The sequence below is a fragment of the Streptomyces sp. MB09-01 genome (assembly GCF_033794505.1).
GTDB lineage: Bacteria > Actinomycetota > Actinomycetes > Streptomycetales > Streptomycetaceae > Streptomyces.
In genome coordinates this window covers 1-13,687 of record NZ_JARAYQ010000226.1, presented here as the reverse complement: position 1 = coordinate 13,687, position 13,687 = coordinate 1, and the positions used below count along the sequence as shown (strand labels likewise).

The window sequence follows — 13,687 nt, the reverse complement described above, 5'->3', positions numbered from 1 at the left end:
GTCCCTCATCGAACAGTCTCCGTTCACCGGGTCGGGGCGGTCGGGTCGGGGTACGCAGGGAAGCGCGTCGGGAGGTCAGGCCAGCCCGGCCAGGACCGATCCGAGCAGGTCGAGGGAGCTCCGCACGTGCGGGAGCGCGAGCGGGTCGCGGGCGGTGAGCGCGGCCAGCCGCTCCTCCGGGGTGGCGCCCAGCAGGGGGCCGGTGGACAACCTGACCCGCAGTGCGCCCAGTTCGTCCGCGAAGCGCTGCCCGCCGGGCGTCGGCGCGCCGAGCCGGCCGCCGAGCCAGTCCTCCAGTTCCATGGCGTCGCCGACCCCGTGCCGGGCGAGTCCGGCGCGCAGCGGGGTGAGATCGGCGTAGAGGTGCCGGCCGGCCTGCGGGGGCCGGGCCAGCGCCCCGGCCGCGAGGAGTTCCCGGTGTGCGGCGGCTGCCACCGCGCCGTGCAGGGCGGCGGCCGCGGAGGCCCGTCCGGCGACGGCGTGGGGTTCGTCGAGGGCGTGCGCGGCGGCGCCGGCCACGGGTCCGGCGACCATGGCGCCGGTGGCGGTGAGGACGTCGAGGGTGCGGGCGCGCAGCCAGGTCCCGCGCGCGGTGCCGGGGAAGCGGACCACGGCGGCGGGCCAGCCGGCGGGCAGCATCGCGCCGGACAGGTCGACGAGGACGGCCGCCTGTTCCGGGAGCATCTCGGCGGGGCTCAGGACGAGGGTGTCGTGGGGCCGGTGGACGGTGTCGCGCCAGCTCTCGTCGCTGACGACGAACAGCCCGGCGGACTCGGCGGCCTCGCAGGCCTCGAGCAGCATCTCGGGCGGCGGCACGGTCGCGGTCGGATCGTCGGCGACCGACAGCAGCAGCACCCGCGGGTCGCCGCCCTCGGCGCGCACCCGCCGTACGGTCTCCAGCAGCGCGTAGGGGTCGGGTACGCCGCCGCACTCGGCCGGGGTCGGCACGTGATAGGCCCGCCGTCCCAGCAGCCGGACCTGCGGGGTCCACCAGGCGGGACATGGCCGGGGCAGCATCACGTCGCCCCCGTACGCCCCGAGCAGGGCGAGGAGCAGCGCGGGGGCGCCGGGGCCGGCGGCGACGTTCTCGGGGGAGGTGGCGAGCCCACGCCGCCCCCAGTGCCGGCAGGCGGCCTCGCGGACGGCCGACCCGCCGCCCGGCGGTTCGGGGGCGGCGCGCCCGGCGGCCGCGGCGAGGACGGAGATCAGTTCGGGCAGTACGGGCAGGCCGGGCTGGGGCGCGGGCGGGCCGTACCGGACCGGGCCGCGGCCCTCCGTCGCCGTGCGCTGCGTCCCCGCCACCGTGTGCCGCCTTCCGCCCTCGTCCTGCCACGCTCCGGTGGCCCGACCCTGGTCCTGACCTTTATACGATTATTTGAGCCGGTATGCCCGTCAGCTGAACGCCGGGAGGGTCAGCCGGGAGGGGGGCCGGGAGCCGGATGCCGGTGCCGGGCGTCAGCCCTTCCTCCCGACCAGCCCGAGCAGCCTCGTCTGCGCGTTCGCACCGGCCGGCACCTCCAGCGGCGCCGCGTACATGCCGCTCGCCGCGAGCCCGTCGGCGTAGGGCATGACCTCCTTGATGGAGAACTCGACGAGGCCGTCCGGCAGCCGGTCGTCGGCGCCGATGCCCCGGGAGAGGTCCCAGGTGTGCACGACGCAGTCGGCGGTCAGCTCCGAGCAGTACGCCGACCCGAGCGCGGGCCCGTACGAGAGCCGCACGGTCCGGTCCAGCGCACCGGAGGCGGCGAAGGCCGCGTGCGCGGCGGCCGAGGCCCTGTCCCAGGCCGCGACCGGGTCCTCCCCCAGCACGTCGCCGGAGAACGCGTCGCCGAGCTCCTCGACGGTGCGGCCCTCGGTGACCAGCGGCGGGATCCAGAGCTGCTCGCCGGTGACGTGGTTGACCAGCTCCCGCACGTTCCATTCCGCACACGGGGTCGGCGCGTCCCACTGGTCGTCCCTGACGGCCCGCACCCGTTCTCCGAAGAGCCGCAGCGCCTCGGCGTGCTGTTCGAGCAGCGTCTCCGGCATGGCCCTCACCGTCCTCTGCCATGGGCACGTCCCCCAGGAGCCACTCTCCTCGCCCCCGCATTTCCCTGCCACCGACCTCACCCAATGCTCCTGGTACGCAAGGCTGGTGTCCACATGTCAAAACGTCGATCTCAGATGACGAACTGTTCGTCTACGGTGGGTCCAACGCTTCGACGAGGAGGGTCCGGCCATGAACGCCGCCAAGGAAACCGCCGTCTACACCCACGGCCACCACGAGTCGGTCCTGCGCTCGCACCGCTGGCGCACCGCCGAGAACTCCGCCGCGTACCTGATCGGCGAGCTGCGCCCGGGCATGTCCGTACTGGACGTCGGCTGCGGCCCGGGCACGATCACCGCGGACCTGGCGGAGCTGGTCGCGCCGGGCGGCCGGGTCACCGCGGTCGACGCGGCACAGGACGTGGTCGAACAGGCCCGGGCGCACGCGGCGGAGCGCGGGGTGAGCGGTATCGAGTTCGGCACGGCGGACGTCCACGCACTGGATTTCCCGGACGACTCCTTCGACGTGGTCCACGCCCACCAGGTGCTGCAGCACGTGGGTGACCCGGTGCAGGCCCTGCGCGAGATGCGGCGGGTGTGCCGGCCGGGCGGGATCGTGGCGGCGCGCGACGCCGACTACGCGGCGATGACCTGGTACCCGGCGACGCCGGGTCTGGACGACTGGCTGAGCCTGTACCGGCGCGTCGCCCGCGCGAACGGCGGCGAGCCGGACGCGGGACGACGGCTGCGGGCGTGGGCCGGGGAGGCCGGCTTCACGGACGTGGCCTCGTCGGCGACGGCCTGGTGCTTCGCCACCCCGGAGGAGGCCGCGTGGTGGTCGGCGCTGTGGGCGGACCGCACGACGGCCTCCTCGTACGCCGCCATCGCCACCGGCGGCGGCCACGCGACCGGTTCCGACCTGGCCGCCGCCGCGCAGGCCTGGCGCGTGTGGGGGGCCGAGCCCGACGCCTGGTTCTCGGTCCTGAACGGCGAAATCCTCTGCCGGGCCTGACCCTGCGGGCCGGCTCCCGGGGCTCCGCCCCGCACCCCGCTCCTCAAACGCCGGAGGGGCTGGATTTTCGGCCGGCGCCGACCGGCCCGTCCGGCCTGCGGCGGCTGCGCAACGGAGCTCGACGACGGCCGCTGGAAGACGGCGGTGCACGGGCCGGGCCTGCCAAGTGAGCGCGGATGGCCGCTCCCGGTACCCGGGCTTACTCGCCCGCGCGAGGAGAAGACGGTCGCGGCTGCGGACCAGGCCGAGCGCGACCGTCTGGAGGCGGAGGCCGCCGCTACAGCCGAGGGCCGCGTCACGGGCCGGGTCGGCGGGCAGATTCCGGGATGTGGCGGACGTCCTTGAGGGGCGCCCCGGGCTGCGCGCCGAACTTGTCGACGACGCTGCCGCCCGCGCCGGTGTGAACGACGCGGGTGTCCTGCACACGGAGGTCCGTGCGGACGCGCGGGGAGTCGTGCTCGGGGTTCATGTCCACGATCCGCTCGTCGGGGTAGCCGGCGCGCCTGAGCGCGGCCCGGACCTCGGCGGCGTCACCACGGACGTCCTTGAGGGCGGTGCTGACGCGGGCGGCGAATTTGTCGGCGTAGCAGGTCTCGGGGAGACGACTGGCGCGGCACTCCCCGAGGCGACCAGTGGGAACGCGACTTCGCCTCGGTCGGGGTGGAGGTCGTCTACCTGTCCTGCACGATGCACGTCTCCAGCACGCGGCTGCGCCAGATGATCCAGCAACTGTGACGGCGGCACCGGCCTCCTGAGCGCCCCGGCCGGCCTTTCCCCCCGGCAGCGGGGGGCGCGGGGCTACAGGGGCGGTCGCATGCGGAAGTCGTACCGGGCCGGCAGCGGGCGGTCGGTCAGGGCGGACCAGACCTCGGACAGGGTCTCCTCGCCCTCCCTGAGGTCCGGGATGTCGAAGCCGTCCTCGAAGACCCGCCGTGCCGCGGCCACATGACCCTCCGCCGCCAGCAGCCGCGCGGCGAGCAGCCGGAAGCGGCCCCGTTCCCGCAGGGCCGGCCGGAGCCGGTCCCAGACGCTGCGGGCCTCCGGGAGGCGGCCGGCGGCCAGCAGGGCCGCCATCGCCTCGCGGCCCAGTGCGGCCTCCGCCGGGGCCCACGCCTCGCCGCCGCGGCTCTCCCCCGCCAGGTCCTCGAAGGCCGCCGCGTAGCCGTCGGCCGCGCGCGCCGGATCCCCGGCCAGCGCGTCCGCCACCGCCAGGCACCGGAGCAGCGGCCAGCGCGAGGGCGCCAGCGCCAGCCCGCGCTCCCAGCTCCGTACAGCCTGCGCCACGTCCCCGGCGTGCCACTGGGCCACGCCCAGGTGGTACTCGGTCAGCGGATCCGCGGGAGCCGTCTCGAGCATGTCCCGCCAGTGCGCGGCGACCAGGCTGGGGCCCGGCGGGGCCACCCGCCGCGGGGCGGGGAGGACGCCCGTGCGCCACAGCTCCAGCCACGGGCCCTGTTCCTCGCCGAGGGTGGACTCCCCGAAGGGGGTGCCGGGCAGTTCGAAGCCCCCGCACATCACCTCCAGCGCGCCCCAGCCGGAGCCCTCCGCGAGCCGTTCGCCCGGTTCGGTGTCGGCGCACTCGCGCCACGCCTTGTACGCCGCCTCCACCCGTTCCGCCGGGAGCGCCCGCGCCAGCGCGTGCTCGGCCGCGCCGCGCGCCGCCGCCCAGTCAGCGCCGTGCACCGCGGCGGGGTCCGCGGCCAGCGGCCCGTACGCCTCCAGCCAGCTGAACTCCCCGCCGCCCTCCAGCGGTACGTGCTCCAGCTGGGTGCGGGCCAGCCCGGCCTGGATCTCCGCGTAGCCGCCCGTGCCCGGCTCGGTGAGCCACTCCTGCCAGCGCCGGCCGCCGTCGCCCGCGCCCCAGACGAACAGCTTGCGCCCGCGCAGCCGCCCGGTGGAGGTCTGCGCGAGCCCCTGCCCGGCCGCGTCCAGCGAGGCGATCCACGGTCTGGTCCCGGGCTCGACCTCGTAGAAGAAGTCGGCCGGGTACGCGCTGCGCAGCGGGTACGAGCGGTCCGCGCCCTCCCACTCCGGTACGGGGATGCGGCGCAGCGCGCGCTCGTAGCCGAAGTGCCAGGCCTCGTCGGCCGGGGCGAGCACGCGGGTGCCCTCGTCCTCGGGGACCGCGATGTTGGACCACCAGTACACGGGTGCGGGCCGCTCGTGCGGGTTGCGCACGCGGACGCCGACGTAGAGGAACTCCGACTCCGCGGGCAGCCACAGGTCCACCTGGAAGGGCAGGTCGCGCAGGCGTTCCCATTCCCACAGCCGGACCATCACGCCCCCGTCCGGGGCGGGGACGAGGGCGGCGTGCAAGGGGGCGCAGGAGAGGGTGGTGTGGCCGGTCGCGCCGATGTTCCACTCGATGCCGCCGGAGAACCAGGCCCCGTTCAGCGCGAAGTTGGCGGGCTGGAACACCGGGTTGCGGTAGAGCAGTTCGCGTCCCGTCGGCAGGTGCACGAGCGAGTGGACGCGCCCGCCCAGCTCCGGGAGCACGGTCACCCTCAGATGCTCGTTCTCGATGACGATCGACTCGAACTCCCGCTCCGACCGCTCCCGCCGGTACCCGTCCCGCATCCGGACGGGCAGCAGGGACCGCAGCGGCTCGTACCCGATCTGCCGTGCCATGTCGCGCGGCAGGCCGTCGCGCGACCGGTCGTCCAGCACGTGCACGTCGTCGGGCGCGCGCAGGGCGGGCAGGGGGTTCTCGGCGCCCAACGGGGCTGCGGGAAGGGTCAGTGCGGCGCGGCGGACGGTGGTGGCCATGGGGAAATGGAACACGCCACGGCGGCCGGTGCACAGGGGTTCCGCGGATCACCACCGGTCAGGATTACGCAAAGGCCCTCGTGTGGTCCTACCGGAAGGCGCCCGCGACCAGGTCGGCCAGCAGGGCGCCCGCACGCCCGTCCGGGTCGAGGTCCGGGTCGTAGATGGTGACGTTGATGCCGACGCAGCGCGGCGAGCGCACCAGTACGCCGAGCAGTTCGGCGAGTTCGTCGGGGACCAGCCCGCCGGGGTCGGGGCTGTCCACGGCCGGCATGACGGCCGGGTCGAGCACGTCGGCGTCCAGGTGCACCCAGAAGCCCGCGGTGTCCGGCGGGTGCAGTCCTTCCAGCGCCGCCCGCGCCACCGGTCCGGCCCCGCGTTCGCGGATCTCCCCGACGGTGGCCGTGGAGATCCCGGCCGCGTGCAGCTCCGCGAGGTCCGGGTCCCCGTCCCGCAGGCCGAACAGCCGTACGTCCTCGTCGCGCAGGTAGGGTGCCCGCCCTTCCAGGTCGGCGAGACCGGGCTGGCCGCGCCCGGTGGAGAGGGCGAGTTCCTCGCCGCCGGCCGCGCCGACGGGCCCGTTCACCGCCTCGTTGCCGGGGTGGCGGAAGTCGGCGGAGCCGTCGATCGCGGCCAGTCCGTACCGGCCGATCCGGCGCATCGCGAGGGCGGCCCCCAGCTGGATCGAGCAGTCGCCGCCGAGGACGACGGGGAACTCCCCGGCTCGCAGGTGGCGTTCGATCCGGTCGGCGAGCGTGACGGTGTACGCGGCGAGGGCCTCGGCGTGGAACACGCCGTCGCCCTCCTGCCAGTCCCCGCGGTCGTAGCGCGGCGGGACCACCACCCCGCCCTCGCGTGCGCCGAGGCGGGCGAGGAGGCCCTGCTCGCGCAGGGCACCGGCGAGTTTGTAGACGCCGGGTACGGTGCCGGGCGCGGGCGGGCGCAGGCCGAGGTTGGACGGGGCGTCGAGCAGCACGAGGGTTCGCATGCCCTCATCCTGTGCGATGGGCCCCCTCGGGGGGCGGCATTTCGGCGGTGACCGCCCAGCGCTCGTGGTCGCGCCAGGCCCCGTCGACGTACAGGAAGTCGGGGGAGAGTCCTTCCAGCCGGAAGCCGGCGCCCCGCACGAGCGCGATCGAGGCGGTGTTGCCCGGCTGGATGTTGGCCTCCAGGCGGTGCAGTCCGAGGCCGCCGGCGGGCTCGGGGGCGAAGGCGTGGGCGAGGACCAGCCCGAGGGCCTCGCGGAACAGGCCCCGTCCGGCGGCGTGCGCGAAGGCACCGTAGCCGAGGGCACCGCACTGGAAGGCCCCGCGCACGATGTTGTTGACGTTGACGAAGCCGGCGATGGCCCCGGTCTCCCGCTCGCAGACGAGGAACCCGGTGCGGCCCTCGCCGTCGATCAGCCGGGCCGCGTAGGGCTCGTACTCCTCGATGGTGGCGGGCGGGGCCAGCCACGGGTGGTGGAGCTCGCGGCTCTCGTGCGCGCGTGCGGTGAACTCGGGCCCGTCGGCGCGCCGGAAGGGGCGCAGGGCCACGCGCTCGCCCTCCCGGAGGTAGGTCGAAAAGGTCATCGCCCCAGGCTAGGCCTGTGACACCATCACCGGCGTGATCAAGGACGAGATGAGCACGACGCTGCGCCGGGCCGCGCTGAACAACGCCGTGTGGTGCGACGCCGTGTGCGTGGCGCACGGCCTGTCGCCGCAGTACGACGACGCGTACGTGTGGCTCAGCACGAGCCGGACCCCGCCGCTGTATCCCGATGCGGTGACCCTGGACGCGGACGTCCCGGCGCGGTCCGTCCTCCAGTGGATCGACACGGACTCCCCCGGCTGCTCGGTGAAGGACAGCTTCGCCTGCCTGGACCTGGCCGGGGACGGCTTCGAGGTGCTGTTCGAGGCGCAGTGGATCCACCGCCCGGCCGGGGCTGCGGTTCCGGAGGCGGCCTCGTCCGGCCTGGAGTGGTCCGAGGTGAGCGGCGCCGGGGAACTGGCGGCCTGGGAGGCTGCCTGGGACGGCGAGGAGAGCACCGGGCTGTTCCGGCCGTCCCTGCTCCGCGAAGGCATCGCCTTCCTCGCGGGCCGAGCCGCCGGGGACGCCGGGGGCCGGATCGTCGCCGGGGCGGTCGCGAGCACCGGAGGCGGCGTGGTGGGCGTCTCCAACCTGTTCGCCCGCGACGGGGCCACGTCCGACGCGGCCTGGGCGGGCGCCCTCACCGCGATCGCCGCCCGATGGCCGGACCTGGACGTCGTCGGCTACGAGGGCGGGGCGGACCTGGACACCGCGGTCCGCTGCGGTTTCACCGCCATCGGCCCGCTGCGGGTCTGGCTGCGCACCAGCGAGCGGACCCACTCCCTGCGCAGCAGGGCCGAATAGGGCGGCGGGCCCACGGCTTCGCGCCCGGCGCGCGCCCTCGGCCGCCACCGGCGGCACACCGCCGCGGCGCTTCGGGCGGGGCCACCTCCTCGTGGTGGCGGCCGAGATGGCCGTCGTTGCGGCCGGCCCCTTCGTCATCAACCGCCTGCTGCACGCCCCGCAGGCCACGGTCGGCTGGATCGCCCGGGTCGTCGGCCTGCAGTTCTTCGGCCTCGCGGCGGCCTGGCGCAGGCCGTCGCTGCGGCTGCCGGCGGGCGCGATGTCCGCCTGTGGCGCCGCCTGCCCCGTGCCGGCCGCCTGCGGCTGCTCCGCGGCCGTCGTCGCGGCGGTCGCGGGCATCGCCCCGGCCGCCCTGCTCCTCGGCTCCGTCCGGTGGAGCGCGCGGACCGCGTCCGGGCCCGCCGGCATCTCCGCCTGACCGGCCGCTCAGACCTCCAGCGCCAGCCGGGGCACGTCGGTCCGGTCGATGCCGAAGACCTGGGCGTACAGCGACAGTTCGGCCTCCAGCGCCCGGATCATGGTGTCCGCCCGGCGGAAGCCGTGGCCCTCGCCCGCGAAGGCCACGTATGCGTGCGGCACCGGCGCGTACGGCACCGGCCGGCCCCGCAGGGCGGCCAGGAAGCGCTCCGCCTGGGCCGGCGGGCAGACCGCGTCGTCCAGGCCCTGGAGCAGGACGAACGGCGCCGTGATCCGGTCGGCGCGGGCGACCGGGGAGCGCTCGCGGCAGAGCACGGTGAGGGTCTGGGGCGGGCCGGCCAGGCCCTCGACGTAGCGGGACTCCAGGTCGTGGGTCTCCTCCGCGAAGCCCAGCAGGTCCAGCACCGGGTAGATGATCGCGGCGCAGGCGTACAGGTCGGTGGCGGCCAGCGACGCCGCCGCCGTCCAGCCGCCCGCGCTGCCCCCGCGGATGGCGAGGCGGGCGGGGTCGGCGGTGCCCTCGGCGGCCAGCGCCCGGGCCACCGCCGCGCAGTCCTCCACGTCCACCACGCCCCACTGCCCGCGCAGCCGCTCCCGGTAGGCGCGGCCGTAGCCGGTGGACCCGCCGTAGTTGACCTCGACCACGCCGATGCCGCGCGAGGTGAAGTACGCGATGTGCAGGTCGAGTACGGGCGGCACGTGGTCGGTGGGGCCGCCGTGCGCCCACACCACGTACGGGGGCAGTTCGTCGGCGGGTGCCCGGCAGGCGGGATGGTGCGGCGGGTAGACGTGCGCGTGGATCTGGCGGTTGTCGGACCCGAGGAAGGTGCGGCTCTGCGGCTCCGGGTAGTAGGCCGGGTCCACCGGGTCCACGCCCTGCGCGCCGATCACCCGCGCGTGCCCGGTCGCGGTGTCCAGCTCGACGACCTCGTACGCGCTGCGCGGGCTGGCGGCGACCCCGTAGACGCGGGTGCCGTGCACGGCGAGCGTCGGCTGCCAGGCCGTCCACGGCCCGGCCGCGTCGACGAGGTCGCCGCTGTCGGCGTCCAGGATGCCGAGCACCGGGGAACCCTGGCCGTGCAGGACGGCTACGAGCCCTCCCCCGGCCCGTTCGGCGCGGGTGGCGCCGTCGGGCAGGGGCGCGAGCCAGCGCAGCCCCGGCTTCCACAGCGGGCCGCCGAACTCCTCCTCCCTGGGGCACAGGTTGACGGCCGCGCCCGTCTCCGGGTCCACCCGGTACGGGTTCCACCAGCCGCTGCGGTCGCTCACCGCGAGGAGGGTTCCGCCGGCCGTCCAGTCCGCCTGGGCCACGGATTCCTCGGGTCCGCCGAGCACGGTCCGGACCCCGGTCAGCCTTCCGTCCGCGGTGACCTCGGCCAGCTTCAGCTCGGTGCCGTCCCAGGGCATCCGGGGGTGGTCCCACACCAGCCAGGCCGCGCGCCGGCCGTCCGGGGAGATCCGGGGGCCGGTGGTGAACCGGTGCCGGCCGTCCGTCAACTCCCTTACTGCCGTGCGGTCTTCCGCCGCCGATCCGTCGAGCGGTACGGCGGCCGGCACCCGGCGCACATCGGTCGGCGCGGGCCCGGTGAACTCCTCCAGCACGCACCAGACCTCACCTCCGCGCAGCACCGGGTCGGCCCAGCGCAGTCCGCCGCCGGTCCCGGAGAGGGGGGTGAGGGGCCGCGGCGCCGGGGCGCCGGGTGCGTCGGGCTCGTACGCGTACAGCCGCTGGTCGGCGAAGTGGACGAAGACCAGCAGGGGCCCGCCGGCGGGCCTTTCGGCTCCGGCCCAGGGCAGTCCGCCGTACTCGGTGACCCGGCTGCGCACGTTCCACGGCGCGGGCAGTTCGGTGAACTCGGCTCCGCCGTCGGCGAGTCGGCGGCGGACCAGGGTGCGGCGGCCGGCCTCGCGCGGCCGCGGCTCGGTCCACCACACCTCGGGGCCGACCGTGCCGACGTACTCGGGCCGTCCGTCGAGCGCGGCGGCGAGCCCGGCCCCGATGGGCGAGGGCCAGCTTCCGTACGGCCGGGTCGGCGCCGCCATCACCGGGCCCCGCTCACAGGGACCGCAGCGCGTGGTCGAGGACGCGGACGCCGAAGTGCAGGGCTTCGACGGGGACCCGCTCGTCCACGCCGTGGAAGAGGGCCCAGTAGTCGAAGCCGGGCGGGAGCTTCAGCGGGGAGAAGCCGTAGCCGGTGATGCCGAGGCGGGAGAACTGCTTGGCGTCGGTGCCGCCCGCCATGCAGAAGGGCACCACGTGCCCGTCCGGGTCGAACCGCTCGACGGACTCGCGCAGGATCCCGAACGTCCGCCCGTCCACCGGGGCTTGGAGGGAGACCTCCCGGTGGTGGAACTCCCAGTGCACGTCGGGGCCGGTCAGCTCGTTCAGGGTGGCGGCGAACTCCGCTTCGCCGCCCGGGACCGTCCGCCCGTCGACGTAGGCGGTGGCGTGTTCGGGGACCACGTTGAGCTTGTAACCGGCGCTCAGCATGGTCGGGTTGGCGCTGTTGCGCACGGTCGCCTCGAGCAGGACGGCGGCCGGGCCGAGCTTGCCGAGGACCGTGTCGAGGTCGAAGCCGGGCCGGCGCGGGTCGACCGACAGGTCCTGCAGGGCGGCGAGTTCGGTGATGCAGGCGGTGACGGTGTCGGTGAGCCGGACCGGCCACTCGTACTCGCCGATCCGTGCCACGGCGGCGGCGAGGCGGCTGACCGCGTTGGCCTTGTTGGGCTTGGAGCCGTGCCCAGCGGTACCGCGCGCGGTCAGCTTCAGCCAGGCCGTACCCCGTTCGCCGGCGGCGATCGGGTAGAGGGCCCGGCCGCCGGGGCCGGTGTGCACGGTGAAGGCGCCGGACTCGCTGAGGCCCTCCGTGCAGCCCTCGAAGAGGTGCGGGTGCTGGTCCGCGAGGAAGCCCGATCCGTCGACCGCGCTGTCCTCCTCGTCGGCGGTGTAGGCGATCACGATGTCGCGCCGCGGCTTCACCCCGGCGCGCGCCCAGGCCCGTACGACGGCCAGCACCATCGCGTCCATGTTCTTCATGTCGACGGCACCCCGCCCCCACACCACTCCGTCGCGGATCTCGCCGGAGAAGGGGTGCACGGTCCAGTCGGCGGCCTCGGCGGGCACGACGTCGAGGTGGCCGTGGACGAGGAGGGCCTCGGCGGCGGGATCGGTGCCCTCGATCCGGGCGACGACGTTGGTGCGGCCGGGGGTGCGCTCCAGCAGGACCGGTTCCAGGCCGGCCGCGGCGAGCCGCTCGGCGACGTATTCGGCGGCGGGGCGCTCGCGGCAGTCGCCGCCGCCCCGGTTGCCGGTGTCGATCCGGATGAGGTCCGAGGTGAACTCGACGGCCTCGTCGAGGGCCGCTTCGTCAACGGCGCCGCCGGCCTCGGCGGGTGCCCCGTCATTGATTGCGTGCATGTCAGCCATACTGCTCCTCCACGGCCGCCGAGACGACCGTCGTGACCGCCTTGAAGGTGCGGATCCCCTCGTACATCGTGCCGCTGGTGTACGCGACCCTGCGCTCCCCGCACCGCTCCACGCCCGGGACCACGGTCGCGGCCATGGCCAGGTGCTCTGCGTCGAACTCCAGCTCCACGGTGAACGGGCCGGGGCTGACCGGCTCGTACCGTACGGCCAGGGCGGCCGCCTCCTTGGCCGCGGCCCGGATGTCGGCGGCGGTGCGGGCGGGGGTCCGGCAGACGGCGGCGTAGCGCGAGACGTGGTCCTTGACCGCGACGGTCACCGCGTCCGGGGCGTAGCCGGCGGCGTCCACGCAGGTCAGGTCGTCGCCGGTGACGAGGACGACGGGGACGCCGTACTCGGCGACGACGTGTGCGTTGAGCAGCCCCTCGCTGGCGCGCACTCCGTTGACCCAGACCCCGGTGATGGAGTTGGCGAGGTAGGTGTGGGCGAGGACGCCTTCGGTGCCGGCGCCCGTGTGGTAGCCGACGAAGGCGATGCCGTCGACGTCGCCGCGCTGGACGCCCTCGACCATGGAGAGGGTCTTGTGGCGGCCGGTGAGCATCTCCGCGCGGGCGTCGAGCCGCTCCAGCAGCAGGTTGCGCATGGTCCAGTGCGCCTCGTTGATGACGACCTGGTCGGCGCCGCCGTCGTAGAAGCCGAGCACGGCGGCGTTGACGTCGGAGGTGAACATCGACCGGCAGCGCTCCCACTGCGGGGTGCCGGGCAGCACGTCGGCGGGCCAGGTGACGCCGGTGGCGCCTTCCATGTCGGCGGAGATGAGGATCTTCATCGGGCCCCCGTGCGGTCGGATGCGCAGGGCCCCCACACTAACCGCCGCGCCCCTCCCCGGCCCGGGGCCACGCCCGGCTCCCGGAGGTCGGTTCGGTTCACCCGATCCGGTGAGGCCGTGTGCCCGGCCTCACCGGCAACGGCCGGGCTCAGGCCTCGACTTCGGCGGCCAGCTTCTCCAGCACGCTGTCGTAGATGCGGCCGAGGCCCTTGGGCGCGAAGGTGCGCTCGAAGAAGCCGCCGATGCCGCCGGCGCCGTTCCAGACGGTGGTGACGACGGCCTTGGACTTGCCCTCGCCGGCCGGGGTGACCACCCAGGTGGTGACCATGGAGGAGTTGCGGTCCTTCTCCACGAGCTGCCCGTCGGTGGGCTCGGTGACCTCGAGCAGGCAGTCGCGCACGCGCTTGCTGGTGGCCTGGAGCTTCCAGTGCACGAGGGTGCCCTCGCCGTCGCCGCCCTCGCGCACCTCGTACTCGCTGAAGTGCTCGGGCAGCAGCTTGCTCCGGGTTCCGCTGTAGTCGGCCAGCGTGTCGAAGACCGTCTCCGCGTCGGCTTCGATGATGCGCTCCGTGGTGGCCTCGACCTGCGCCATACCTGTTCCTCCAGCAGTTGTGTCCGCTCGTCACGGCGAAGCCAACCACCTCCGGGGCGGTGGCCCAAATCCGGTCCGGGGACCGGTACCGGCGTCAGCCGCGGCAGTGCACGTTCACCAGGAGCGTGTCCGGCGGCAGCGCCTCCAGGTAGGCCTGCGAGCCGGCGGTCCCCGGGGCGAGCGGCGGGGCGGTTCCTTTATACAAATTGAACCCGCCCACGGCCAAAAAAGGTGAAAACCCTGGGGGCC

13 protein-coding genes are annotated in these 13,687 nt (G+C 75.1%); 3 read left to right on the top strand and 10 right to left on the bottom strand.

The features are described from left to right. Window positions 1-75: 75 nt before the first annotated feature. On the bottom strand, window positions 76-1,302 hold the full coding sequence (locus PV721_RS33555) for an aminotransferase class I/II-fold pyridoxal phosphate-dependent enzyme (protein WP_319731027.1): 1,227 nt from the start codon (window positions 1,300-1,302) through the stop codon (window positions 76-78). 153 nt (window positions 1,303-1,455) lie between these two features. After that, window positions 1,456-2,028 carry a TIGR03086 family metal-binding protein gene (locus PV721_RS33550; protein WP_319731026.1) on the bottom strand — a complete coding sequence of 191 codons (573 nt, stop codon included), beginning with the start codon at window positions 2,026-2,028 and terminating at the stop codon, window positions 1,456-1,458. A gap of 190 nt (window positions 2,029-2,218) precedes the next feature. On the opposite strand from PV721_RS33550, the gene PV721_RS33545 reads away from it, so the two are divergent. Beyond that, on the top strand, window positions 2,219-3,037 hold the full coding sequence (locus tag PV721_RS33545; protein ID WP_319731025.1) for a methyltransferase domain-containing protein: 819 nt from the start codon (window positions 2,219-2,221) through the stop codon (window positions 3,035-3,037). Between the two features lie 295 nt (window positions 3,038-3,332). Here the strand turns inward: PV721_RS33545 and PV721_RS33540 are convergent, their stop codons facing one another. The 4 genes from PV721_RS33540 to PV721_RS33525 all read right to left on the bottom strand — a co-directional run bounded on the left by PV721_RS33540 (window position 3,333) and on the right by PV721_RS33525 (window position 7,374). Next, window positions 3,333-3,506 (bottom strand): hypothetical protein, encoded by a 174-nt coding sequence (locus tag PV721_RS33540; RefSeq protein WP_319731023.1) that lies wholly within the window; start codon window positions 3,504-3,506, stop codon window positions 3,333-3,335. A gap of 329 nt (window positions 3,507-3,835) precedes the next feature. After that, a complete protein-coding gene (locus PV721_RS33535; protein ID WP_319731020.1) occupies window positions 3,836-5,803 on the bottom strand; it encodes a DUF5107 domain-containing protein in 1,968 nt (655 codons plus the stop codon). Window positions 5,804-5,891: 88 nt separating this feature from the next. Then, window positions 5,892-6,791, bottom strand: coding sequence for an arginase family protein (locus PV721_RS33530; RefSeq protein ID WP_319731019.1), 900 nt, complete (start codon window positions 6,789-6,791; stop codon window positions 5,892-5,894). A gap of 4 nt (window positions 6,792-6,795) precedes the next feature. Next, on the bottom strand, window positions 6,796-7,374 hold the full coding sequence (locus tag PV721_RS33525) for a GNAT family protein (protein WP_319731017.1): 579 nt from the start codon (window positions 7,372-7,374) through the stop codon (window positions 6,796-6,798). A gap of 34 nt (window positions 7,375-7,408) precedes the next feature. On the opposite strand from PV721_RS33525, the gene PV721_RS33520 reads away from it, so the two are divergent. Then, window positions 7,409-8,176 (top strand): hypothetical protein, encoded by a 768-nt coding sequence (locus tag PV721_RS33520; RefSeq protein WP_319731015.1) that lies wholly within the window; start codon window positions 7,409-7,411, stop codon window positions 8,174-8,176. Between the two features lie 106 nt (window positions 8,177-8,282). Continuing rightward, window positions 8,283-8,594, top strand: a complete 312-nt coding sequence (locus PV721_RS33515) for a hypothetical protein (RefSeq protein ID WP_319731013.1) — start codon at window positions 8,283-8,285, stop codon at window positions 8,592-8,594. Window positions 8,595-8,602: 8 nt separating this feature from the next. On the opposite strand, the gene PV721_RS33510 is transcribed toward PV721_RS33515, so the two are convergent. The 4 genes from PV721_RS33510 to PV721_RS33495 all read right to left on the bottom strand — a co-directional run bounded on the left by PV721_RS33510 (window position 8,603) and on the right by PV721_RS33495 (window position 13,438). Continuing rightward, entirely contained in the window at window positions 8,603-10,636 is a 2,034-nt protein-coding gene (locus PV721_RS33510; protein WP_319731011.1) for a prolyl oligopeptidase family serine peptidase, read from the bottom strand. Window positions 10,637-10,649: 13 nt separating this feature from the next. Beyond that, window positions 10,650-12,011, bottom strand: a complete 1,362-nt coding sequence (locus PV721_RS33505) for a M20/M25/M40 family metallo-hydrolase (RefSeq protein ID WP_319731009.1) — start codon at window positions 12,009-12,011, stop codon at window positions 10,650-10,652. Between the two features lies 1 nt (window position 12,012). Then, window positions 12,013-12,846, bottom strand: coding sequence for a M55 family metallopeptidase (locus tag PV721_RS33500; RefSeq protein WP_319731008.1), 834 nt, complete (start codon window positions 12,844-12,846; stop codon window positions 12,013-12,015). A 148-nt stretch (window positions 12,847-12,994) separates the two neighbouring features. After that, window positions 12,995-13,438 (bottom strand): SRPBCC family protein, encoded by a 444-nt coding sequence (locus PV721_RS33495; RefSeq protein WP_319731006.1) that lies wholly within the window; start codon window positions 13,436-13,438, stop codon window positions 12,995-12,997. Window positions 13,439-13,687 lie beyond the last annotated feature (249 nt).